This is a genomic window from Novosphingobium sp. NDB2Meth1 (assembly GCF_900117425.1).
Lineage (GTDB): Bacteria > Pseudomonadota > Alphaproteobacteria > Sphingomonadales > Sphingomonadaceae > Novosphingobium.
Genome location: NZ_FPEH01000011.1, coordinates 753,989 through 776,715 on the forward strand (window position 1 = coordinate 753,989; position 22,727 = coordinate 776,715).

19 protein-coding genes are annotated in these 22,727 nt (G+C 68.3%); 10 read left to right on the forward strand and 9 right to left on the reverse strand.

Annotated elements, in window-relative coordinates; translation table 11 throughout:
- Positions 1–80: 80 nt before the first annotated feature.
- The 4 genes from uvrC to NDB2M1_RS03895 all read left to right on the forward strand — a co-directional run bounded on the left by uvrC (position 81) and on the right by NDB2M1_RS03895 (position 5,383).
- Positions 81–2,060 (forward strand): excinuclease ABC subunit UvrC, encoded by a 1,980-nt coding sequence (gene uvrC / locus NDB2M1_RS03880; RefSeq protein ID WP_171955312.1) that lies wholly within the window; start codon positions 81–83, stop codon positions 2,058–2,060.
- 152 nt (positions 2,061–2,212) lie between these two features.
- Complete coding sequence (locus NDB2M1_RS03885) at positions 2,213–3,148, forward strand: hypothetical protein (RefSeq protein WP_072379663.1); 936 nt, start codon at positions 2,213–2,215, stop codon at positions 3,146–3,148.
- Between the two features lie 172 nt (positions 3,149–3,320).
- Entirely contained in the window at positions 3,321–4,625 is a 1,305-nt protein-coding gene (locus NDB2M1_RS03890) for a hypothetical protein (protein WP_072379665.1), read from the forward strand.
- The gene (locus tag NDB2M1_RS03895) at positions 4,622–5,383 is read left to right on the forward strand and encodes a hypothetical protein (RefSeq protein WP_143146604.1); all 762 of its coding nucleotides are present in this window, start codon (positions 4,622–4,624) and stop codon (positions 5,381–5,383) included. The genes NDB2M1_RS03890 and NDB2M1_RS03895 overlap by 4 nt, the downstream gene beginning before the upstream one ends.
- Position 5,384: 1 nt before the next feature.
- Here the strand turns inward: NDB2M1_RS03895 and NDB2M1_RS03900 are convergent, their stop codons facing one another.
- From NDB2M1_RS03900 to NDB2M1_RS03915, 4 genes are all read right to left on the reverse strand, one after another.
- Entirely contained in the window at positions 5,385–6,302 is a 918-nt protein-coding gene (locus tag NDB2M1_RS03900; RefSeq protein WP_054120768.1) for an acyl-CoA thioesterase, read from the reverse strand.
- Between the two features lie 131 nt (positions 6,303–6,433).
- Positions 6,434–7,600, reverse strand: a complete 1,167-nt coding sequence (locus NDB2M1_RS03905) for a GNAT family N-acetyltransferase (RefSeq protein ID WP_253185753.1) — start codon at positions 7,598–7,600, stop codon at positions 6,434–6,436.
- Between the two features lie 86 nt (positions 7,601–7,686).
- Positions 7,687–9,060, reverse strand: coding sequence for an APC family permease (locus tag NDB2M1_RS03910; protein ID WP_072379671.1), 1,374 nt, complete (start codon positions 9,058–9,060; stop codon positions 7,687–7,689).
- A 57-nt stretch (positions 9,061–9,117) separates the two neighbouring features.
- Positions 9,118–9,843, reverse strand: coding sequence for a GntR family transcriptional regulator (locus tag NDB2M1_RS03915; RefSeq protein WP_072379673.1), 726 nt, complete (start codon positions 9,841–9,843; stop codon positions 9,118–9,120).
- Positions 9,844–9,946: 103 nt separating this feature from the next.
- Here NDB2M1_RS03915 and NDB2M1_RS03920 point away from each other — a divergent pair, with 103 nt between their 5' ends.
- The 3 genes from NDB2M1_RS03920 to NDB2M1_RS03930 are packed head-to-tail and all read left to right on the forward strand — an operon-like array spanning position 9,947 to position 13,554.
- Positions 9,947–11,338, forward strand: coding sequence for a glutamine synthetase family protein (locus NDB2M1_RS03920; protein ID WP_072379675.1), 1,392 nt, complete (start codon positions 9,947–9,949; stop codon positions 11,336–11,338).
- On the forward strand, positions 11,313–12,587 hold the full coding sequence (locus NDB2M1_RS03925) for an aspartate aminotransferase family protein (RefSeq protein ID WP_072379677.1): 1,275 nt from the start codon (positions 11,313–11,315) through the stop codon (positions 12,585–12,587). Before NDB2M1_RS03920 ends, NDB2M1_RS03925 begins: the two co-directional genes overlap by 26 nt.
- Positions 12,580–13,554 carry a phosphotransferase enzyme family protein gene (locus NDB2M1_RS03930; protein WP_072379679.1) on the forward strand — a complete coding sequence of 325 codons (975 nt, stop codon included), beginning with the start codon at positions 12,580–12,582 and terminating at the stop codon, positions 13,552–13,554. Before NDB2M1_RS03925 ends, NDB2M1_RS03930 begins: the two co-directional genes overlap by 8 nt.
- 214 nt (positions 13,555–13,768) lie before the next feature.
- Here the strand turns inward: NDB2M1_RS03930 and NDB2M1_RS03935 are convergent, their stop codons facing one another.
- Genes NDB2M1_RS03935 through NDB2M1_RS03950 form a run of 4 tightly spaced genes read right to left on the reverse strand, consistent with a single transcriptional unit; the run spans position 13,769 to position 17,211 of the window.
- A complete protein-coding gene (locus NDB2M1_RS03935) occupies positions 13,769–15,109 on the reverse strand; it encodes an NAD(P)/FAD-dependent oxidoreductase (protein WP_083554631.1) in 1,341 nt (446 codons plus the stop codon).
- Positions 15,110–15,156: 47 nt separating this feature from the next.
- The gene (locus NDB2M1_RS03940; RefSeq protein WP_072379681.1) at positions 15,157–15,936 is read right to left on the reverse strand and encodes a hypothetical protein; all 780 of its coding nucleotides are present in this window, start codon (positions 15,934–15,936) and stop codon (positions 15,157–15,159) included.
- 25 nt (positions 15,937–15,961) lie between these two features.
- Positions 15,962–16,423 carry a tryptophan-rich sensory protein gene (locus NDB2M1_RS03945; RefSeq protein ID WP_054120745.1) on the reverse strand — a complete coding sequence of 154 codons (462 nt, stop codon included), beginning with the start codon at positions 16,421–16,423 and terminating at the stop codon, positions 15,962–15,964.
- Complete coding sequence (locus NDB2M1_RS03950) at positions 16,420–17,211, reverse strand: MipA/OmpV family protein (protein WP_072379683.1); 792 nt, start codon at positions 17,209–17,211, stop codon at positions 16,420–16,422. The genes NDB2M1_RS03945 and NDB2M1_RS03950 overlap by 4 nt, the downstream gene beginning before the upstream one ends.
- Before the next feature lie 75 nt (positions 17,212–17,286).
- Here NDB2M1_RS03950 and NDB2M1_RS03955 point away from each other — a divergent pair, with 75 nt between their 5' ends.
- The gene (locus NDB2M1_RS03955) at positions 17,287–17,739 is read left to right on the forward strand and encodes a MarR family winged helix-turn-helix transcriptional regulator (protein WP_072379685.1); all 453 of its coding nucleotides are present in this window, start codon (positions 17,287–17,289) and stop codon (positions 17,737–17,739) included.
- Between the two features lie 12 nt (positions 17,740–17,751).
- On the opposite strand, the gene NDB2M1_RS03960 is transcribed toward NDB2M1_RS03955, so the two are convergent.
- Entirely contained in the window at positions 17,752–18,225 is a 474-nt protein-coding gene (locus tag NDB2M1_RS03960) for an Lrp/AsnC family transcriptional regulator (RefSeq protein WP_072380111.1), read from the reverse strand.
- Between the two features lie 94 nt (positions 18,226–18,319).
- Between NDB2M1_RS03960 and putA the strand changes: the two genes are divergently transcribed.
- Both putA and NDB2M1_RS03970 read left to right on the forward strand, forming a co-directional pair.
- The gene (putA, locus tag NDB2M1_RS03965) at positions 18,320–21,928 is read left to right on the forward strand and encodes a bifunctional proline dehydrogenase/L-glutamate gamma-semialdehyde dehydrogenase PutA (RefSeq protein WP_072379687.1); all 3,609 of its coding nucleotides are present in this window, start codon (positions 18,320–18,322) and stop codon (positions 21,926–21,928) included.
- A 98-nt stretch (positions 21,929–22,026) separates the two neighbouring features.
- On the forward strand, positions 22,027–22,713 hold the full coding sequence (locus NDB2M1_RS03970; protein ID WP_253185754.1) for a flavin reductase family protein: 687 nt from the start codon (positions 22,027–22,029) through the stop codon (positions 22,711–22,713).
- Positions 22,714–22,727 lie beyond the last annotated feature (14 nt).

A 22,727-nucleotide genomic window follows, 5' to 3' on the forward strand; every position in this document is an offset into this window, starting at 1 on the left:
AGAAGCCACATTTCCGCGCGGGGATATCTGCCCGCCGCCCCTCCCCAAGCCCGGGCCGAAGCATTATCTCCGGCCTTGCCATGGCGCGCCGCACCCCTCCCCCTGCCCCTGACCACCACTCCGGCCCGCAAGTGCCCGAGCCCTTGCTGCCCAAGGCTTCGGAGCGGTTCAACGAGGACAAGGCGACTTATACGGTGCGCGGCTCGGACCAGCCCGACATCGAGCGCGGCGTCGCCGCCATCCGCGAAGTCGTCGCCACGCTCAAGCCCAAGCCCGGCGTCTACCGCATGCAGGATGCGCGCGGCGATGTGCTCTATGTCGGCAAGGCGCGCGCGCTGAAGAACCGCGTCGCCAACTACACGCAAGTCGAGCGCCTGCCGCAGCGGCTCAAGCGCATGGTCAGCCAGACGCGCTCGATGACCATCGTGACGACCAATTCCGAGGCCGAGGCGCTGCTGCTCGAGGCGCAGCTGATCAAGCGCTATCGCCCGCCCTACAATGTGCTGCTGCGCGACGACAAATCGTTCCCCTTCATTCTCCTGCGCGCCGATCACGCCTTCCCGCGCATCAGCAAGCACCGCGGCGCGCGCCGCGCCAAGGGCAATTACTACGGCCCCTTCGCCAGCGCCGGCTCGGTCAACACCACGATCAACGCGCTGCAGAAGCTGTTCCTGCTGCGCAGCTGCAACGATGGCTACATGTCGCGGCGCGACCGGCCCTGCCTGCTTTACCAGATCAAGCGCTGTTCGGCCCCTTGCGTGGATCGCATCAGCGAGGAGGACTATGCCGAGCTTGTGCGGCAGGCAAAGGACTTCCTCGGCGGCAAATCGGGCGCGGTGCAGAAGGAGATCGAGGCGCAGATGAGCGCGGCGGCCGAAGCGCTCGACTTCGAACGCGCCGCCATGCTGCGGGATCGCCTCCGCGCCGCTACTTTCATCCAGGGCAGTCAGGCGGTGAATGCCGAAGGCGTCGGGGATGCGGACGTGTTCGCGATGGCCAGCAAAGGCGGCCAGATCAGCGTGCAGGCCTTCTTCATCCGCGGCGGCCAGAACTGGGGCCACCGCGCCTTCTTCCCCGGCCATACCGAGGGGCTGGAGGAACCCGAGGTCCTCACCAGCTTCCTCGCCCAGTTCTACGAGGAAGTGCCCCCGCCGCGCCTGATCCTCGTCGACCGCGAGCTCCCCGAGGCGGACCTCCTCGCCGAAGCGCTCCACGGCGCCGCGGGCGGCAAGGTCGAAATCTCGGTCCCCCAGCGCGGCGATCGCCGCCGCCTGATGGAACAAGCCCAGCGCAACGCGGTCGAAGCGCTTGAGCGGCGCATGGCCGAAAGCGGCACCAAGGCGCGCACCTGGCGCGAAATGGCCGAATTCCTCGAACTCGGCGAACCGCCCCAGCGCGTCGAAGTCTACGACAACTCCCACGTGCAGGGCGCCCATGCGCTCGGCGCGATGATCGTCGCGGGGCCGGAAGGCTTCATGACCGGCCAGTATCGCAAGTGGAACATCAAGACCGCGCAGACCAATGACGATTTCGGCATGATGCGCGAAGTGTTCCAGCGCCGTTTCGCAAAAGCGCAGGACGACGATCCGGACCGCGAGGCCGGGATGTGGCCCGATCTCGTGCTCATCGACGGCGGCAAGGGCCAGCTTTCCGCCGCGCGCGAGACGCTGGAGGCCATGGGCATCGAGGACGTCACGCTCATCGGCATCGCCAAGGGGCCGCACCACGGGCGCGAAGGGCGCGAGGTGTTCCACTTCATGGATGGGCGCGAGAAGATGCTCCCGGTCAATTCTCCTGTGCTGTTCCACCTCCAGCGCCTGCGCGATGAAGTCCACCGCTTCGCCATCGGCGCGCACCGCGCCAAGCGCAGCCGCGCGATCACCGCCAGCCCGCTCGACGAGGTGCCCGGCATCGGTCCGGCGCGCAAGCGCGCGCTACTGCTCCACTTCGGCACCGCCGGAAAGGTGCGCGCCGCCAGCCTCGAAGACTTGCAGCGCGCCCCCGGGGTCAGCGGCGCCGTCGCGCAGGCCGTCTACGATTTCTACCACCCCGGCGCATAATTCGCCCCGAAACACGGTGACTTTCGGGTTAACCGCAAGCTTTGGGCGCTCGTCCACCATTCGCTTCTAACCTGCTGTCAAAGGGAGAATGCCAAGGGATGGCGAGCCGCGGAACGGGCCGTCACCCGTCCTATGGGGAGCCCGTGATGCGCATGAACCGCTTTCGCCTGATCGCTCCGGTACTGGTCAGCGCGCTGATCGCCGTCACCGCCCCGCCGGTCGCCGCCCAGACCGCCGCCCCGGCGGCGTCCTCCACGCCCAACGGCGTCGGCTCCGCGTTCGAGCTCACGTTCTGGCAATCCGTCACCGGCAGCGAGGATGTCGCGAGCTACGAGGCCTATCTCGCGCGCTATCCCGATGGCACCTTCAGCGGCCTTGCCCGCGCGCGCATCGCCGTGATCCAGCGCGCAATGGCCGTGCAGCCCGCCACCGCCCCCGCTGCGGCGCCCACCGCCGCTCCCGTTCCCGCGCCACAGCCCGCGCCTGCGGTACTGACCATGCCTGCGGCCGAAGCCCCGCTTGCGCCAACGCCGGCCGCCGCGGTCGTCACGCCTGCCCCGGCCGCAGCCCCCGTCGCTCTGGCCGAAGCCGCTCCTTCGCCGATGGCCCGCCTGCTGGCGCAATTGCGCGCCGCCAATGGCGAACCCGCCCCGCAGCCGACTGTCGTCGCCGCAGCTCCCGCGCAGCCGCTCCAGGCACCGGCCGCAGCGCTCACGCCTGCCGTCACGCCTGCCGTCAGCTACGCCTCGGGCCGCCCGTTCCTGATCCCGGTGCCCGAGGTTGTCCTCCCCGCCTATTTCTGCAGCAACGATGCGCGCAACGAATTCCACAACAATGCCTATCGCCCGGCGGTGGAAGTCGCGACGCGCAACAACGAAGCCGCCGTCGCCTATCTGCGCCAGCTCCAGCAGACGTATGACCGCGGGCAGCTCGGCCGCGACACGGCTGTGCTCAACGCCATCGCCGCCGAAGCCCGCGCCTATCAGGCCGAGGCCGCGCGCGCCTATTCGGTGCAGGCCGCGCTGGTTCGCCAGTTCGATGCGATGATGGCCGTGCCGCTACGCCCTTGTGCGGCGCCGGTTCAATAACCCCTGCCCGATGGGGAAGGCATCCTGGCGCGCAATGGGCCATATCGACTTCGAATCTTTACTTTCGTGTGTTAAGGCCACTTACCTATCGCGGATAGCGACAGGCGAACCGAGGGGCACGGTGAACAGGAAGGCATCCGGAGGCGGTCACGCACAGGTGTGGCATGTGCCAATGCCGTTCGTTGCTGCCTGTGCCGCGCTGGCACTATCCACCGCGACCTCGGCACTGGCGCAAGGCGTGGCCGCCACCGGGGTCGGCTCACAGTTCGAACTGACCTTCTGGCAGTCGGTCGAAAGCGGCAGCGATCCTGCGCTCTACGAAGCCTATCTGGCGCAGTACCCCACCGGCACATTTGCCACCGTCGCGCGCGTCAAGCTGGCCAAATTGCGCCAGCTTGCGGCCCCGGCGACGCCCGCGCCGGTTCCGGCCCCCGCCCAGCAACCGGTCCTGCCGACGCCTCCGGCTCAGGCGCAGATCGTGCCAGCCGCCGTCGTCACCGCGGTAACGCCGCCCGCACCTGTGCCGCCGCCCCCCGCACCCGTCACCGCACCGCACCTGGCCGCCTCTACACCTGCCGCCAAACCTTCTGCGACGCCCCCCATCAAGCAGCAGCTCGCTTCCCGAGCCTCGCGCTCGGCACCGCTGCCCGCGCCGAACGTCGCTTCGGTTCCGAAGCCCGATCCGGATTCGGCACCTTATGTGACAACTCTCCCGCAGGAGCCGGAACCGGAAAGCAGCGACAGCGATGCCCTGCGCCGCCTGCTCGGTGCACTGGGCGACAGCCAGCGCCTCGGCGCCGTCACGCCTGCACCGATCGTCGACGCAGCCGAAGTTGTACCTGCCGGCGCGGTCACTCCGGCCCCGTCTACCGCTCCGCTCAACCCCTCCACCCTGCCTGAACCGCAGGCTTCGCTGGCATTGCGCCAGACGCCGATGGCCACGCCGTCCGCTTCGCCGCCACGCCTCATCGAGACGAGCAGGGTCGAGACGGGCAGGGTCGAGACGGGCAGGATCGAAGCAGGCGGGCGAGCCGTGGCGGTGCCCGATGCCGTGCAGCTCTCGCTCACCTCCACACCGGCGACCGATCCGCATCCCATCGCGGTCGGCCTGCTGCCGCCGGACTTCAAATTGCCGCCGCGCCCGCAGCTTGCCGCGATCCCGCCGCTGATCTTCCCATCCAGCTTCTGCTCGGCAGAAGCGCGCAACGCGTTCCACGACAGCGCTTACGTCGCCGCGGTCGAGGCGGCGAAGCGCAACAACGACGCCACGATCGCCTACATGCGCCAGCTGCAGGACCTTTACGATACCAACCAGCTGCGGGGCGATACGAACCCGATCAATGCGGTAGCCGCCGAATCGCAGTCCTACAGCCCTGTCGCCGCCGCTGCCTTCACCGCCCAGTCGATTCTGGTCAGCGCCTTCAGCACGCTGATGGCCGTGCCGATCCGGGCGTGCGAGGCCCCGAGACAGCCGTGACCGCCCCCCGGTATTCCCGCCCCGCCGGGCTGGCCGGAGCGCTGGTGCTCGTGCTCGCCCCGGTCGCGACAGAGTTGGCGGCAGCCGAGACGGTCTGTCCCGATGCGGCGACGGTGCAGGCCGCCCGCCTCGTCGAATTCCAGACAATGATGATGGGTGTCGCGGTGCGCTGCCGCCACGTCGGTGTGCCCATTGCCGATCATCTCGATGGCATGACCACCGCGCGCCGCACCATGTTCACCAGCGCGAACGACCGCGTCGCCGCCTACTTGCGCAGCCTCAACACCAGGCCCGCCCCCGGCGCGGCGCCGCCCGCCATGACCGCCAGCACACCGGCAGCCGAGGTGCAGGCCAAACCCGCGGCCGGCAAGCCTGCACCGGGCAAACTGGCCGCCGCCAAAGCCGCACCGGGCAAGCGCCCGCTTGCCTCGCCCGCTGCCATGGCCGGCGCGACAGTGGCAAAACCGCGCAAGGCGGCGCTAGGCACCGCCGCCGCAGCCGCCACGCCCGCTGCCCCCGCCAAGCCCGCCACCAAAGTCTCGCGCCGCACCGATCCCTATGACCGCTATCTCACGATGATCGGCAACCAGTACGGCGCCGGGATGACCACCTTGCAGCGCTGCAAGGCCTTCGATGCCATCGTGCTTTCGCTGGGCGACAAGACCAACACGGACCGCCTGCTGACGATGGTCTCCTCGTCGCTGGTGCAAGCCACCCTGCTCGAAGCCATCGTCAACTGCCCGGCGGGCAAGAAATAGCTCAGCCCTCGGCCTTCCTGGCAAGCGGCCGGATCAGCCCTTCCTGCGCCACATTCGCGATCAGCTTGCCTTCGCGGGTGAAGATACGCCCCCGGTTGAACCCGCGCGCGCGCCCCGCCCAGGGGCTGTCGCACACGTAGAGCATCCATTCATCGGCGCGGAAGTCGTCATGGAACCAGATCGCATGGTCGAGGCTGGCGCCCATCATGTTGCCCTTGGACCAGCTGATCTCGTGCGGCAGGGTCGCGGTGCCGAGCAGGGTCATGTCGCTCGCGTAGGCAAGCACCGCGCGGTGCAGCTTGGGATCATCCGGCAGCGGCGCCACCGCGCGCATCCAGGTGTGCGACAACGGCTCGCGCGGGGGGCCGCCCATCCAGTGGCGCGATTCCACCGGGCGCAGCTCGATCGGGCGCGGGGTGAGCATCTGCTTGCGCAGGCGCTCGGGCACCTTGTCGGCATATTCCGCGCGCAGTTCCGCCTCGCTGCGCAGGCTCTCGGGCGCGGGCACCTGGGGCATCGCTTCCGCATGCTCCACACCCGGCTCACGCTTGTGGAACGAGGCGACCATCGTGAGAATGGGCCTTGGAGTGCCATCTTGGCCCTGCTGGCTCGCCACCACGCGCCGGTTGGCAAAGCTGCCGCCATCGAGATCGCGCATGACCTCGAAATCGATGCCGAAATCCTCGTTCCCGCCGCGCAGGAAATAGGCGTGGAGCGAATGGACCGGACGGTCCTCGGGCACCGTGCGCTCGGCACTCGCCAGCGCCTGACCGATCACCTGCCCGCCGAACACGCGGCCCACCCCGCCGGGCTTGCGCGCCCCGGCAAAATGGTCATCTCCCTCGTCGGCCACATCAAGCAGCCGCAGCAGGCCATCGACCAATGCCGCGGGATCGGAACTCTCGGGTGCGTCGCTCATGCGGGGCGGCATTGCCCAAGCTGACGTTTGCGTCAACGCAAAGCTGCCGCCTCGACTCTTGCACGACGGGTCACACCCCCCACCCGCTCATCCTGAACCTGTCGAAGGATGCCGACACGACTTCCGCCGCTTCAGCCCAGCCCCTGCGGATTGCGCGACAGCTCGTAGGACACGATCCGCCCGAACAGCGCCCGCCGCGCAGCGCCGCCGATCGCAATGGAAAAACGCCCGATCCCCCGCCGCTCGCGCCACAGCGAATCGATCATCGGATGGTCCGGCGCCGCGCAGCTGTCCGCCCAGCGCACCCCCGGCCGCTCCAGCAGCGCCAGGTTCTCGAGTTGCAGCAGCACCCCCGGCGAGAACCGCGCATAGCGCTGGTCGAACGCGGTCTTGTACGAAAACGCCCCCGGCGGCGAAATCAAGGTCGCCAGCATCGCGATCGGCCGCCCATCAAGCTCGAGGCTCAACCGCTCGAGACACCCGCGCGCCGCCGCCGCCGCCATGCTTTCGCGAAACAGCCCAGCGGTCTCTCCCGCGCAGGCCAGCGCGCTCCCCGCAGCGCCCTTCCAACCCAGCGCCTCCAGCGCCAGGAACGTCTCGATCCAGAGCCCGATCCCGGTCTCATCGTCGCGACGGACAACGCGCAGCTCGCCCTGCTCAGCCAGCCGTGCCTGCTGGCGGCGCAGCTCCTTGCGCTTCTTGCCCGGCAGCGCATGCTCCAGATAGGCCGCCGGCCCCAGCGGCGAAGACAGCATCGCGCGCTCCTCGCGGTGCACCAGCTCGACCTGCCGCCGCTGCCGCGCGCCGACTGCCTGCAAGGCTTCGGTCAGCGCCGCATCCAGCGGCAAGGCAGCAAGATGGAGGAACGCGGCCGTACCGGCATGGCGGTCCGCCCAATCGAGCAGCGCTTCCCAGAACGCTTCCTCCGCACCTTCCGCCACCAGCGGCGCCCCCAGAAAGGCATTGGCATGGAGCCACACCGCCAGATGCGGCAGCGGATGCCGCCCATAGCGCCGCGCCCGCTGCAGCGGCAGCAGCCCCAGCGGCGCAGCGTCCTGCATCAAGGCCGCGATCTGCACGCGCCCATAGGGATCGAACCGCCCCAGACCGGGCAGCAAATACCACGTCTCGAAAAACGGATTGGGCGTGCTCGCCCGCGCACTCAGCGCATCCCACGCCGCGCGCGCCTCCGCCGAACCCCACGCGCGCCACGGCAGCACGGCAAAGCTGGCACCAGCCCCGCCGGCTCCGGGGAGCAAGGGCTTCCCCGGCCGCATGGTAAAGGATTCGTCGTTCAAACCTCGGTCTCCGGCCTGCAGGCCTAGCAGTCCGGAGCGAACATGCGGTTAATGTCTAGGCATATTTTGCAACGAAGACCGGGGTCTCAGGTTGCGACAGGCCGTCTCACCCATGCCTTCCACGCCGCCCACAGTAGCAGCGGCAGAAAGCCGGACAACAGACCGCCGATCCCCACGACAAGAACCGCTTGGCTGAAAGTCGGGATCACCCATACGGCGACCCCGGTCATGAACAGCGCGCCGATCAACGGCATGATAACATGGGTAAATGCCTCGCGCAGGTCCGTCCGCAGCAACGTCCGGAAATGCCAGGCCGAGGCGTAACCGGTCAGCCCCATGTAGAAACAGATCTGGAGGCCAATCGCCTCGATCGAACTTTGCAGGATTTCGGCGACAGACGGCATGTAAGAAGCGCCGAACAGGAGCACGAGCCCCAGCGCCCAGATCACCAGCGTTGCAACCCAGGGAGTCTGCCAATCACGGTGCACGGCGGCGCAGAAGGGCGGCAGGACATCCGCGCGCGCCATCGAATACATGCTGCGGCTGAACTGCAGGATCTGCGTCTCCAGCGCGCCGACCGTGCTCAGCACTGTCGCCAGCACCACCAGATAGCTCCACGGCGCGGGGAAGATCTTGGCCGAGATCGCATAGAGCACGTTGGTATTGGCTGCGGCGATCTCCTTGTCGCTGAGGGCAATCAGCACCACCGTCATCAGGATCACGAAGAACACGATGAGGTTGATCATCGCCCAGAACGCGCCCTTGGAGGCGTCCTCCGGCTCGGTCTCCTCGCCGAGGTTCATCGTCACGTCCCAGCCCCAGTAGAAGAAAACCGAGACAATCGCCCCATCGGCAAACGATTTGAACGTAAACGAGGCGGGCGAGACCCATGCCGCCGAAGGCACATGCGCGGGATGGCTGCCGAACCAGTAGACCGCCGCCGCCAGCAGCGCGACCACGATCACCGCCTCGATCACCGTCACCGTCACCTGCGCGGTGCTGGCGTGCTTGATCCCGCGCAGCACGATCCATGTCACCAGCGTGAGCCAGATGGCCGCGATGGCGGTGACGAGCGGCGTGTTCTCCACCTGATCGGGCGCGAGCAGCAGCAAGGTCGCGGTCGCGGCGGGCAGCGTGGCGGAAACCATGAACACCACCGAGGCGACCATCAGGCCCCACCCGGCAAAGAACCCCCAGGTCGGGCCAAACACCTTGCCCACCCACGCAAACGCGGCGCCCGCATCGGGCATCACCCGGTTGAGCTTGGCGAAAGCGAACATGATGCCCAGCATGATCACGCCGCTGTAGAGCAGGCTCCCGACCGAAAGCGGCCCGATCGCGGCATAGATCGTGCCTGTCGTCACCGCGACGGTGAAGGCGGGCGATGTCCCCGCGATCCCCATGATCGTCGATTCCAGCGCCGAAAGCGCGCCCTTAGCCAGGCTCTGCTGCTCGCTCATGCCATAGTGTCCCCCGCGTTAACTTGGTGCTTCCCCAAAAACTCGCTCACCCTGAGCTCATCCTGAGCTTGTCGAAGGACGAAGGGTCCCTTGCACAACCGTCGCCCCCAGCGCCTCGCTCCGGATCAGCGTGGAGCCGATATGCGCAATCCCGTCGCGGATATCGGCCTCGATCGCGATCCTGAGCGCCATCGTATCGCGCCGCCGCAGCGCCGCCAGCGCCTCGCTGTGCCGGTCGACGGTATAGTGCCCCGAAATGGTCCGGATCGCCCGGCGCAGGAACGGCCCCACCTGAAGCCACAGGCTCTCGATCAACGGCAGGAACGCCGATTGCCCCGCCGCCCCGTAAAGCGCTGAATGAAAGGCATAGTTCGCGCCGATCCAGCGGTCATAGTCGCGCTCCGCCACCGCTGCGTTGATCGCCACATCCTCCGCTTCCAGCCGCGCGATCAAGGCATCCGTCACATAGGGCATGGCCCGCGCCGCGGCTTCGGCTTCCAGCACGATCCGCGCCGCGATCAGGTCCTCGAAGCGCTCGATGGTCATCGGCGGGATGCGCACGCGGCGGTTGTCCATCAGCTCCAGCGCGCGCTCGGCCACCAGCTGGCGCAGGGCTTCGCGCACCGGCATGGCGCTCACCCCCAGCTCCGCCGCCAGCCCCCGGATCGTCAGCGCCTGCCCCGGCTCGATCCGCCCGAGCAGGATATTCTCGCGCAGCCGTGCCAGCACCTGCTGGTGCAAGGTGCGCGCATCGTCATCGGCGAGTGGGCCTGTTGCTGCCATGCCGCCATGTGATCACAATTTTGCGCCGAGGCCAAGCAAGATTGACACCCCACGCCCTGCTCCATACCACCCGATATGAAGTTCCCGAGGACCGCCAAGACCGATGACAACCCCCGCCAGCATGATCGCCGACCCGGCAGAGGCCCGCGATTTCCTCGCCGCCAATCCCGAGATCGCCTTCATCGAAGTGATCTTCACCGCGCTCTCCGGCGTCCCGCGCGGCAAGCGTGTGCGCAAGAGCGAGCTCTTGGCGATCTACGAAAACGGCCGCCTGTTCCCGAGCTCGATGCTGGTGGCGGACATTACCGGGCAGGACTGCGAGGACACTGGCCTCGTCTGGGGCAACGGCGATCCGGACTACATGCTGCGCCCCGTCCCCGGCACGCTCGTCAAGGCGCCGTGGCTGGGCGATGACGTCGCGCAAGTGATCACATCGATGTACTACGCGGACGGCACCCCCTGCGAACTCGATCCGCGCCACGTGCTCGCCCGCGTGGTGGACCGCTTCAAGCCGCTCGGCCTCACCCCGGTCGTCGCGTGCGAGATCGAATATTACCTCGTCGATCCGGTGCGCGGCCCCAAGGGCGAAGTCCAGCTCGCCCGCTCGCCGCACTCCTCGGCGCAGCCCCACCTGATCGACGTGTTCAGCCTCACCGACGTTCAGGATTTCGCCCCCTTCTTCAAGGAACTCTGGCGACAGGCCGACGTGCAGGGCATCCCGCTCGAAGCCGTCATCTCCGAATATGCCCAAGGACAGGTCGAACTCACCCTCCACCACCGTGCGGATGCGCTGCGTGCGGGCGACGAGGCGCAGATGTACAAGCGCCTCGCCAAGGGCGTCGCGCAAGTGCAGGGCATGGCCGCCACCTTCATGGCCAAGCCGTTCAGCCACTCGGCCGGCAGCTCGATGCACCTCCACTTCAGCATGGCGGACGCTGCGGGCAAGAACGTGTTCGCCAGCGAAGACCCCGAAGGCACGCAAGCGATGCGCCACGCCATCGGCGGCCTGAGGGAAACGCAGAGCCAAGCCTTCGGCATCTTCGCCCCCAATGCCAATTCCTACCGCCGCTTCCGCGCCAACAGCTACGCGCCGACCGCGCCGATCTGGGGCGTCAACAACCGCTCCGTGAGCCTCCGAGTCCCCGCCGGCCCGCCCGCCTCGCGCCATGTCGAGCACCGCTTCGCCGGGGCCGATGCCAACCCCTACCTCGCGCTCGCCGCGATGCTTGCGGGCGTCCACCACGGCATGGTGAATCAGATCGACCCCGGCCCGGCGGTCGTCGGCGATGGCTACAAGGCCGCGGCCGACAGCCCCTATCAGGTCCCCGGCAACTGGTACGCCGCGGTCGATGCGCTCCACGCTTCCCCCATCATGCGCGACTACCTCGGCGATACCTTCGTCGAGATGTACTGCGCGGTGAAGCGCACCGAACAGGACCGGTTCTTCAGCGAGGTCACCGCGCTCGACTATGACTGGTACCTCCGCAACGCCTGATCCGCTTATCGAACGGCGCGACCGCGCCTTCGGGCGCGGCGCCAAGCTGTTTTACGACGAGCCGCTCCATCTGGTGCGGGGCCAAGGGGCAAACTTGTTCGGCGCGGACGGCCGCCGCTACGTCGACATGTACAACAACGTGCCCTGCGTCGGCCACGCGCACCCGCGCATTGTCGAGGCGATGGCGCGCCAACAGGCCACGCTCAACACCCACAGCCGCTACCTCAGCGAACCCGCCATAGCGCTGGCCGAACGCCTCACCGCGCTCCAGCGAGTCACGGACAGCGCCGTCTTCTCCTGCTCGGGCACCGAGGCCATCGAAGTCGCGCTGCGCATGGCCCGCATCGCCACCGGCCAGCATGGGATCGTCTGCACCGACCACACCTACCACGGCAACAACACCGTCGTCGGCGCGCTGACGAACCTCCCCGCAGGCGATACCCGCCACCCCGCCATCCGCTCGATCCCCTTCCCCGAAACGCTCCGCCCCCTTGTCCCCGGCGAGGCATCGGCAGACGCCTATATCGCCCGCCTCAAGGCCGCCATCGACGACCTTAAATCCACCGGCCTGGGCTTCGCCGCCCTGATCCTCTGCCCCATCCTCGCCAACGAAGGCCTGCCGGACATTCCGCCCGGCTTCATGGCCAAGGCCGCCGCGCTCGTCCGCGCCGAGGGCGGCCTCGTCATCGCCGACGAAGTGCAGGCAGGCTACGGCCGCACCGGCCAATGGTGGGGCTATGACAAGGTCGGCCTGACGCCGGACATTGTCGTCACCGGAAAGCCGATGGGCGCGGGCCTTCCCCTTGCCGCCACGTGCGCGAAACGCGACGTGGTCGAGGCCTTCCGCGCAGAGGCCCGCTATTTCAACACTTTCGCCGCCAGCCCCCTGCAAGGCGCGGTCGGCCTCGCCGTGCTGGATGTGATCGAGGAGGAGGGCCTGATCGACCACGCCCGCACCGTGGGCGCCGAACTCAAGGCCGGACTCCAGCAGCGCCTCGGCCACACCCCCGGCCTGCTCGACGTGCGCTGCAAGGGCCTGTTCCTCGCCGCAGAATTCGTCGATGCCGACGGCAATCCCGATGCGCCCCGCGCCTTCGCGCTCGTCTGCGCGCTCCGCCGCGAAGGCTTCCTCACCTCGGTCGACGGCGCCTTCAACAACTGCGTCAAGATCCGCCCCCCGCTCGTCCTCCCGCGCGAAGATGCGCTCGCCTTCCTCGATGCCTTCGACCGCGTGACGGCCAGTGCCTGAGATCTTGGACTACCTCCCCGCCGCCCGCTCCGCACTGCGTGCGTTCGGCCTCCCCGAAACCGAACCCCACCCCATCGGCAAGAGCGAGAACGTCGTCTTCCGCGCGGACGCGCCAGACGGCACGACTTGGGCTCTGCGCCTCCACCGCCCCGGCTACCACGCGCTCCCCGCCCTGGAATCCGACCGCCTGCTCACCGCGCACCTCGCGGCAAGCGGTCTCCTTGTCCCCACCGGCCTCCGCACCACAACCGGCGCGTGGTATGCCGAAGTCCCCACCCCCGATCCCGAAGGCAGTCGCCTCGCCGGCTTGACGCTCTGGCACCCCGGCCAGACGCTCGCCGACCTGATCGGCGACGACCGCGGCCCCGCCACCTGGCCTTGGTTCGAACGCAGCGGCGCACTTCTCGCCGATCTGCACAACGCCACAGCAGACTGGATCCCGCCCGCCGGCTTCACCCGCCACCGCCTCGACGCCGAAGGTCTTGGCGGCGACAGCCCGTTCTGGGGCCGCTTCTGGGACCTGCCCTGCCTGACCGACGACGAGCGCAACCTGCTGAGCCAAGCCCGCGAACACGTCCTCATCCGTTTTTCCGCGCTCACCGATCCCCTGATCCTCATCCACGCCGATGCCCACCCCGCCAACGTCCTCATCAGCGGGGACACGCTCGGCCTCATCGATTTCGACGATTGCGCGTGGGGCTGGCCGATGTTCGACCTCGCCGTCTGTCTGTGGAGCGCCTCCAGCGAACCGGATTTCGCGCAGCTGCGGGGCCGCTTCCTAGTTGGCTATGCCGCGCAGCGCCCGCTACCGGACGACGCGCTCGAACAGCTCGACTTCTTCCTCCTGATGCGCACGCTCATGCTGATCGGCTGGTGCGCGGACCGCCCCGAAGTGGTCGGCGCACCCGAGGAATGGAAGCCCGGTCTGATCGACAAGGTCCGCGTGGCGCTCGCACACCTCTCCTGAAACCCCACCTTCGTCATTCCCGCGAAGGCGGGAATCCAGAGCGGCTGGCACCGCGCTTCAACCCCTGGATTCCCGCCTTCGCGGGAATGACGAAGGAGGAGTGGTACGCCCCATGCGAACCGGCACCGCAGCGCCAGCCGCACGAATCAAGTCATTGAAAGGAATCAGGAACCGGAATCGGACCTAAAGTTCACTTTAGATTCAAGATTCATCCCTAGATTCCAAGGCGATCCCTCATCCCGTAGTACCACGCGCCCAGCACGCAGTAGGGCACGCGAAACAGCTTGCCGCCCACGAACGGGATATAGGGCAGCGAGGCAAACACGTCGAATTTGGTCATCTGACCGTCGATTGCTTCGGCCAGACGGCGCCCCAGCATCTGCGTCGTGGTCACGCCGTGCCCGCTGTCACCCTGCGAGAAATAGACGCTGTCGGACACGCGCCCCATCTGCGGATAACGCGTCATCGTCAGCGCGAAATTGCCGCTCCACTGGAAGTCGACCTTCACGCCCTTCAGCTGCGGGAAGGTCTGGTGGAGCTGCGGCAGGATCTTGCCCTCGATCGAAGCCGGATCGAATCCGCCATAGATCGTGCCGCCGCCATAGAGCAGCCGCCCGTCCGCCGTGCGCCGGTAGTAATCGGGGATATAGCGGATATCCTCGATGCAGTAGTTGGTCGGAAACAGCGTCTCGAGCAGGTCATCCCCCAGCACTTCGGTCGCGATCACCTGGCTGGAGACCGGCAGGATGCGCCCCGAAAGATCGGGCGCCGCATCGCCGAGATAGGCATTTCCGCAGACCAGCACCTTGTTCGCGCGCACCTTGCCCTTGGCCGTATGCACCACCGGCTCGGCGCCGCGATCGACATGCGTGACCCGCGAATGCTCGAAGATGCGCCCGCCGAGGCTTTCGAACGCCGCCGCTTCGCCCAGCACATAGTTCAGCGAATGCATGTGCCCGCCGATGGGATCGAACATGCCGCCGATGTAGCGGTCCGAATTGATATGCTCGCGCGCCGCCGCGCCTTCCGCGAGGAACATCTGCGTGTGCCCGTGGCGGTGCCATTCCTCGGTGCGCTCGGCCAGCGTCTTCAGCTGCGGCTTGCTCATCGCCATGATCGCGTTGCCCGCGCGCAGGTCGCATGCGATGCCATACTTCGCCACGCGCTCGCGGATGATGCCCTGGCCTTCCAGCGCCATCGCGCCGAACGCCTTCTCCGCCTCCGGCCCGTAATGCTGGCGCACTTCCAGCATCCGCCGACTGTAGCCATTGACGAGCTGCCCGCCATTGCGCCCCGAAGCGCCCCAGCCCACGCGCTCGCCTTCGACCACGATCACCTTGTAGCCGCGCTCGGCGAGCTCCAGCGCCGCGCCCATGCCGGTGAAGCCCGCGCCCACCACGCAGATGTCGGCCACTTCCTCGCCCAGCAGCTCCGGCCGCCGCGGCGTCGGATTCGCGCTCGCCGCGTAATAGGTCGGCATGCCCGCATAGGGCGAAGCGGGGGAGAACGTGTCGACCACGCGGTCGGCAATCGGGGACAAGACAGGTGCGCTCATCCCTGTTGGATAGATCGCACCTGCCCTTGCGTCAATGCAAATTGTGATCACATTTTTCGAGCCTTTGCCCAGATGCCATACTCCCGCTCCGCTTGCCGGCCAGGATTGTGATCACGTTCGACCCGAAGCAGTGTGGTGATCACCAGCAGCGAGGTGCCCCAGGCAACCCAGATGATCCCGGCGTCGGGATTGGCGGCGGTGATCCCCGCAAGCGCCCAGATCACCGCGACAAGCACCGCCTGCTCGTTGCTTCGACGTGCCAGCACCATCGCCGCGAGCGAGGCCCCGATCATCAGGGCTGCCGCCGCCAGCGGTCCAGTCGGAACCTCAAGGCTCTGCGCCAGCTGGCAGGCATTCAAGGTGGTCGCGACCAGCAGCCAGCCGGCAAACAGGCCGAGAGGCGCGCGCACCAGCCAGCGCCCGGCCCCAGCGCTCAAGGGCCGCGCAGCCAGCAAGGCTCCGGCAAGGCAGACGAAGGCTGCGGCGACGACGAGATTGCTCGGCCCCAGCGGCGTGAACGCCGTCCCGCCTACCAGCAGATAGCCCGCTGCAGCGCGCCTGCCGATCCGGTCCAGCTGCGGATCGTCGCGCCATGTGGGCCACGCCTGGTAGAACGCGAAGGCAATCGCACCCACAAAGATCGGAAGCCAGATCGCGAAGGTGAACGGGTGCGGCGCGAAGGCGACCGGATAGGCCGCATACATGCCGCGCTGGCCTGCGGCTTCCAGATCGGTCGGTGCCGGGTCAAAGCCCAGATTGCAGGCCAGCATCAGCACTGCCGCCCCGATCACCGCCAGCTGCCGCAAGCGCCCAGTCACCGCGATCATGCGCCAACTCCTGTCTGTTTGATGTTCAGAAAGTCCGTCCGGTCATGACCGCCACGAGACCGATCGAGGCAAGCGCGACCCAGACGATCACCGGCACGATCAGCGGCGCCAGACGCGGCGCCCGCTCCAACATCATGCCAATTGCGAAAGCCGCCAGCACCGCCGTCAACCCGTTCCCGGCAAGTCCCAGCGCGCGCGACGAGAAGCCGAGCGTATAGACCGGATAGAGCGCACAGTTGGCGAGCAGCACGCCGACCGCGCGCGCGGGGCGCATCATCCCCCGCGCGCGCAAGGCGAACAGGGCCGTCCCCATCGCGGCAAACAGGCCGATCCACACGAACGGCACGATTGCATAGATCACGCTGTTCACCGGCCCCGGATAGGCCGTGCCGGCTGGCTCCTCGCCCCACCCGGCGAGCTGGATGACAAGGTTCACGCCGAGCGCGAGCACCGCGCCGAGCAGGCTGCCACGAACGACCGGGCTCACAGCCGATAACTCAGCGCGAGGCCCGCAAACGGCTGCCATTCGCGCCCTCGCTCGCGGACAATCGGCGATCGCGACGCCGCGCCTTGCATGCGGCTCAAGGTGCCCAGCACGCTCAGCGACCAGCGCTTCGACAAGGTACGGGTGTAGACCCCGCCGACGCCGATATCGCGCAGCCCCTTATTCGCCCGGAAGACCGGCAGGCCGGACCGCACCGCTCCCGCCGCATCGACCCCGAAATAGGCCTGTGCATAGCGCCGGTCCTGCCAGCTTGCCTGCACCGAGAGCGCCAGCACCGCACGCCGGCCCGCCGGGATCAGCACGCCCGCGCTTGCCTCGCCCAGCAACCCGCCGTGCCCGGCACCGAAGCCCTGCACCAGCGAAGCCCGGCCGCGCCAGCGGACGGAACCGGCAAGCGGCCCGCCAAACTCGACAAACCCGCCAGCCTCGGGTGCGGCCTTGACCCGCGCCAGCCGGGCCACCACGGCATCCTTCACGGCAAACAGCGAGCCGCGCCCCGGATCGACGCGCAGGATCGGTCCCGCGCTCACGCCGCCGCCCAGGTCGAAGCCCGCTTCGAGGCCGAAGTTGTTGGTGCGCCAGGTCACCGTATCGCCCGCGATCTCCAGCGACGGCAGCGGCACGGCGATCACCTCGCGCGCGCCGGGATAGGGCGGGGCCACGCCCAGCCCGAGGCCGATGGTGGTATCGGCGGCGTGCGCCGGAGCGGGACAAAACGCCATGCCAAGGGCCAGAGCCATCAGCGGCGCAATCTGGGGTTGCGTGCTCATGGTCGGTCCATCTATCGGTTACTTTCGGAATCCGAAATACCAAAATATCTACTATCTCGAAATGTGAGAGCAATTATGCAACCTGAGGCCCTCACCTTCGCCTGGCAGCGCCACGCCGCCGAACTGTTCAGCTTCACCTCTTTCGCCGGGCGGCGCATGAAGATCGGGCTCGCCGAAGTCGCCGCGCTTGAACACCTTCAGGTTGCTGGCGCGCTTTCGCCGGGCGATCTCGGCAAGCGGCTTTCGATGCCCTCCGCCTCGGTCACTGCGCTGCTCGATCGACTTGAAGGCAAACGCATGATCGAGCGCAGGGCCAATCCCGCTGACCGGCGCGGCGTGCTTGTCGGACTGACACCGATTGCCATGGAACGCGCCGCACTGGATCTCATGCCCGTGGCCGAAGCCATGATTGCCGCCGCTGCGCACATGAGCGAGGCCGAGCGCGAGACGGTCGCGCGCTATCTGGAAATGGTCAACGCCTGCATGGCCCGCCAGCAGGCCCAACCCCCGGCAGAACCACGCTCCTGAGCCCTGCGCTCCTCAATCATGCGACTCGCGCACCGTCTCCATCGCAACGAAAGTGGAGGTGCTCGCCACATGCGGCAGGCTCGAGATCTTCTCGCCCAGCACTTCGCGGTAGCGGCGGATATCCGCCGTGCGCACCTTGAGCAGGTAATCGAAGCTCGATGCGATCATGTGGCATTCCTCGATCTCGGGAATGCGCAGTACGGCCTGCCGGAACGCCTCGAGCGCCGCCTCGCGCGTGTCGGACAGCTTCACCTCGGTGAAGGCGATATGGTCCAGCCCCAGCTTCCGGTTGTCGAGAATGGCCCGAAAGCCCCGGATATAGCCCTCCGCCAGCAGCCGCTTCAGCCGCGCCTGCGTCGGCGATTTGGAAAGGCCGATGCGCTGCGCCAGTTCGGTGATCGGCAGGCGGCCATCGACGACCAGACTATCCAGGATAGCACGGTCGAACCGGTCGAGTGGACCGCCATTGCCAGCATCAGTATCCATATCGCCCGCCACGGCGGTAAACTTAGGGCGATATATACTTTCAGACAACGCAAATCAGGCAAACCGCCTGCGCGCAATCTGGTATTCTCGCTTCATGCCCAGCGTCCCTGCCCCCAGCCTCCCCGCTTTCGCCCCGCGCCTCTCGCCCGACACCCCGCTGCGCCGCACCATCACGGCGGCCACGCGCATCCCGGAGCCCGAGGCGATCCGCCCGCTCCTCGCCGCCGCCACGCTGCCCCATGCAGACCGCGCCGCTATCGCAGCCACCGCGCGCCAGCTGATCGAGGCCCTGCGCGCCAAGGCCCGCCCCGGAGGCGTGCAAGCGCTGGTGCAGGAATTCGCGCTCTCCAGCCACGAAGGCGTCGCGTTGATGTGCCTCGCCGAGGCGCTGTTGCGGATCCCCGACGACGCCACGCGCGACGCGCTGATCCGCGACAAGCTCGCCACCGGCAACTGGGCCGCGCATCTCGGCGGGGACAAGCCGCTCTTCGTCAACGCCGCGACCTGGGGCCTCGTCATCACCGGCAAGCTCACCGCCAGCGTCGATGCGACCGGCCTTGGCCACGCACTCACCCGCATGGTCCACCGCCTTGGTGAGCCCGTCATCCGCCGCGGCGTCGATACGGCCATGCGCATGATGGGCGAACAGTTCGTGATGGGCGAGACCATCGAAGAAGCCCTCACCCGCGCCCGCCGCCGCGAAGCGCAAGGGTTCGCCTTCAGCTACGACATGCTGGGCGAAGCCGCCGCCACCGCCGAAGATGCCGCCCGCTATCTCGATGCCTACACGCAGGCCATCCACGCCATCGGCAAGGCCAGCGCCGGGCGCGGCGTGTTCGCCGGCCCCGGCATCTCGATCAAGCTTTCCGCGCTCCACCCGCGCTATACCCGCGCTGAGGCCCAGCGCGTCATGGCCGAACTCGCCCCGCGCGTCCTCATGCTGGCCGAGCTCGCCAAGTCCTACGACATCGGCTTCAACATCGACGCCGAGGAAGCCGACCGCCTCGAACTCTCGCTCGAAATTCTCGAGCTGCTCGCCCGCGGCCCCTCGCTCTCCGGCTGGCAGGGCCTCGGCTTCGTCATCCAGGCCTACCAGAAGCGCTGCCCCATGGTGATCGACTGGATCGTCGACCTCGCCCGCCGGACCAGCCGCCGCATCATGGTCCGCCTCGTCAAGGGCGCTTACTGGGACGCCGAGATCAAGCGCGCGCAGGAAGCCGGCCTCGCCGATTTCCCGGTCTACACCCGCAAGGTCCACACCGACCTCGCCTATGTCGCCTGCGCCCGCAAGCTTCTCGCCTCGCGCGATGCCGTGTTCCCCCAGTTCGCCACGCACAATGCGCAGACCCTTGCCAGCGTGCTCCATCTCGCCGGGCCGAACTTCACCCCCGGCGACTACGAGTTCCAGTGCCTCCACGGCATGGGCGAACCGCTCTACGAGGAAGTTGTCGGCCCCGAAAAGCTCGCCCGCCCGTGCCGCGTCTACGCCCCCGTCGGCACGCACGAGACGCTGCTGGCCTACCTCGTCCGCCGCCTCCTCGAAAACGGCGCGAACTCCTCCTTCGTCAACCGCATCGCCGATCCGGACGTCCCGGTAGACGCGCTGATCGAAGACCCAGCCGCCGTGGTCGCCGCCGAGCCGCTTCCCGGCGCGCCGCATGAAGCGATTGCCCTCCCGCGGGCCCTGTTCGCCGACCGCGCCAACGCCCACGGCCTCGACCTCGCCGACGAACCCACGCTCGCCGCCCTCGCACAGGCCCTCATGCAAAGCGCCGCGCAAGACCACCGCGCCGGCGATCCCGCCCGCCCCGCTCAGCCGGTCCTCAACCCCGCCGACCACCGCGACATCGTCGGCCATGTCCACCCCGCCACCCCCGCAGACGCCGCACGCGCCGCCGAAGCAGCTGCCACTTCAAGCTGGCCCGCCGCTCCCATCGAGACCCGCGCCGCCGCGCTCGAGCGCGCCGCCGATGCGCTGGAATCCGCGCGCATTCCCCTCATCGCCCTGCTCATCCGCGAGGCCGGCAAAAGCGCCGCCAATGCGCTGGCCGAAGTGCGCGAAGCGGTCGACTTCCTGCGCTACTACGCGGCGCAGGCCCGCGACCTGCCGGAAACAGCCCAGCCGCTCGGACCGATCGTCTGCATCAGCCCGTGGAACTTCCCGCTCGCCATTTTCACCGGCCAGATCGCCGCCGCGCTGGCCGCCGGCAATCCCGTCCTCGCCAAGCCCGCCCCCGAAACGCCGCTGGTCGCCGCCGAGGCCGTCCGCATCCTGCATGAGAGCGGCGTCCCCGCCGACGCGCTCCACTTCCTCCCGGGCAGCGGCGACATCGGCGCCGCCCTCGTCGCTGCGCCTGACGTGCAAGGCGTCGTCTTCACCGGCTCCACCCAGACCGCCCATGCCATCCAGCGTGCCCTCGCCGGGCGGCTGAACCGGCACGGCCAGCCCATCCCCCTCATCGCCGAAACCGGCGGTCTCAACGCCATGGTGGTCGACAGCTCCGCGCTCGCCGAACAAGTCGTGGCCGACGTCCTCGCCTCCGCCTTCGACAGCGCAGGCCAGCGCTGCTCGGCGCTGCGCCTGCTCTGCCTGCAGGAGGATGTGGCCGACCGCACCCTCACCATGCTCAAGGCCGCCATGGCCGAACTCGCCGTGGGCAACCCCGCCGCGCTCGCGACAGACGTCGGCCCGGTCATCTCTGAGCGCGCCAGCACCGGCATCGCCGCGCACGTCGCCGCGATGCGCGCCGCCGGGTTCCCCGTCACCGCAATGCCGCTCGGCGCCGAAACCGCCCACGGCACCTTTATCGCCCCCACTCTCATCGAGCTCACCGATCCGCGCGATCTCAAGGCCGAAATCTTCGGCCCCGTCCTCCACGTCGTCCGCTTCCGCGCCGAAGAGATGGACAGCCTGATCGAGGCTGTGAACGCCTCGGGCTACGGCCTTACTTTCGGCCTCCACACCCGCATCGACCAGACCGTGGAGCGCGTGTGCGAGCGCATCCACGCGGGCAATCTCTACGTCAACCGCAACATGATCGGCGCGGTCGTCGGCGTGCAGCCCTTCGGCGGACGCGGGCTTTCCGGCACCGGTCCGAAGGCGGGCGGTCCGCTCTATCTCACGCGCTTTGCCGCCAATGCCGCGCCCAGCCTGCCCGCTGCCGAGCCGGACTCGGCGCTCGCCACCTTCGCCCAGTGGGCTTCCGCCCAAGGCCTTGCCGCCACCGCCCAGGCCGCATGGCGAGCCGCGAAGGCGTCTCCCCTCGGCCACACCATCGAACTCCCCGGCCCGGTCGGCGAACGCAACACCTGGCGCCTCGCCCCGCGCGGCCGGATCGCCTGCTCCGCCACCAGTGTCGAAGCGCTGTGGAACCAGGTCGCCGCCGTGCTCGCCACGGGCAACACCGCCGTCATCACCCCGCCCAGCCCCGTGGCCACCCGCCCCGCCGGTTTCCCCGCCAGCCTCGCCGCCCGCGTCGAATGGACCGCTCAGAACCTCACGCGCATCCCCGATCTCGCCGCCATGCTGATCGAAGGCCCCGCAGCCCGCATCGCCGAGGCCAGCCACGAGCTGGCGCAGCGCGAAGGCGCTATCGTCCCGCTCCATACCGGCACCCCGCTGCACCTGCTACTCGAGGAAGTTACCCTTTCCATCAACACCACCGCCGCCGGCGGCAACGCCAGCCTGATGGCCATCGCCTAGAGCACCTTCCGACCAATCCGGGAATTGCACCGCAAGCATCGGAGCGCATGGCGCGCGGCATGGGGGTAATCCGATCCTGCCCAGCAGGAGAAGCCCCCATGCCCGCCCCAATGCCCCCCAGTTCAGTCACCAGCGAACCCGCTATCCTCTATTTCGGCACCCCCGTCGCGCTACTCAGCACGCTGAACCCGGACGGCAGCGCCAATCTCGCGCCGATGTCCTCGGTGTTCTGGCTCGGCTGGCGCGCAGTGCTCGGCCTTGCCGCCGCCTCGCAGACCGCGCGCAACCTGATCGATCACGGCGAAGTGGTGATCAACCTGCCGTCCTCGGCGATGGCCGCGCATGTCGATGCGCTCGCGCTCACCACCGCTTGCGATCCGGTCCCCGACTACAAGGCCGCGCGCGGCTACCGCCACGTGGCCGACAAGTTCGCCCACGCCGGGCTGACCCCAATCCCGTCAGAGACAGTCGTCCCGCCCCGCGCCGCCGAGGCCCCCGTCCAGCTCGAAGCGCGGATCGAGGCAATGCATTCGCTGGCCCGCCACGACGATGATCTCGCCGGCAAGATCCTCACCTTCGAGGCCCGCATCACCCGCGTCCACCTGCACGAAAGCATCGTCATGGCGAGCGACCCCAACCGGGTCGATCCCGACCTGTGGCGCCCCCTCATCATGAGCTTCCAGAAGTTCTACGGCCTCGGCCCGCAGCTTCGCCCCTCCACCCTCGCGACGATCCCGGAGGCGGTCTACCGCAGCCCCGACGTCGACCGCGCCCGCGCCGCGTGATAGCGAAGAAAGGC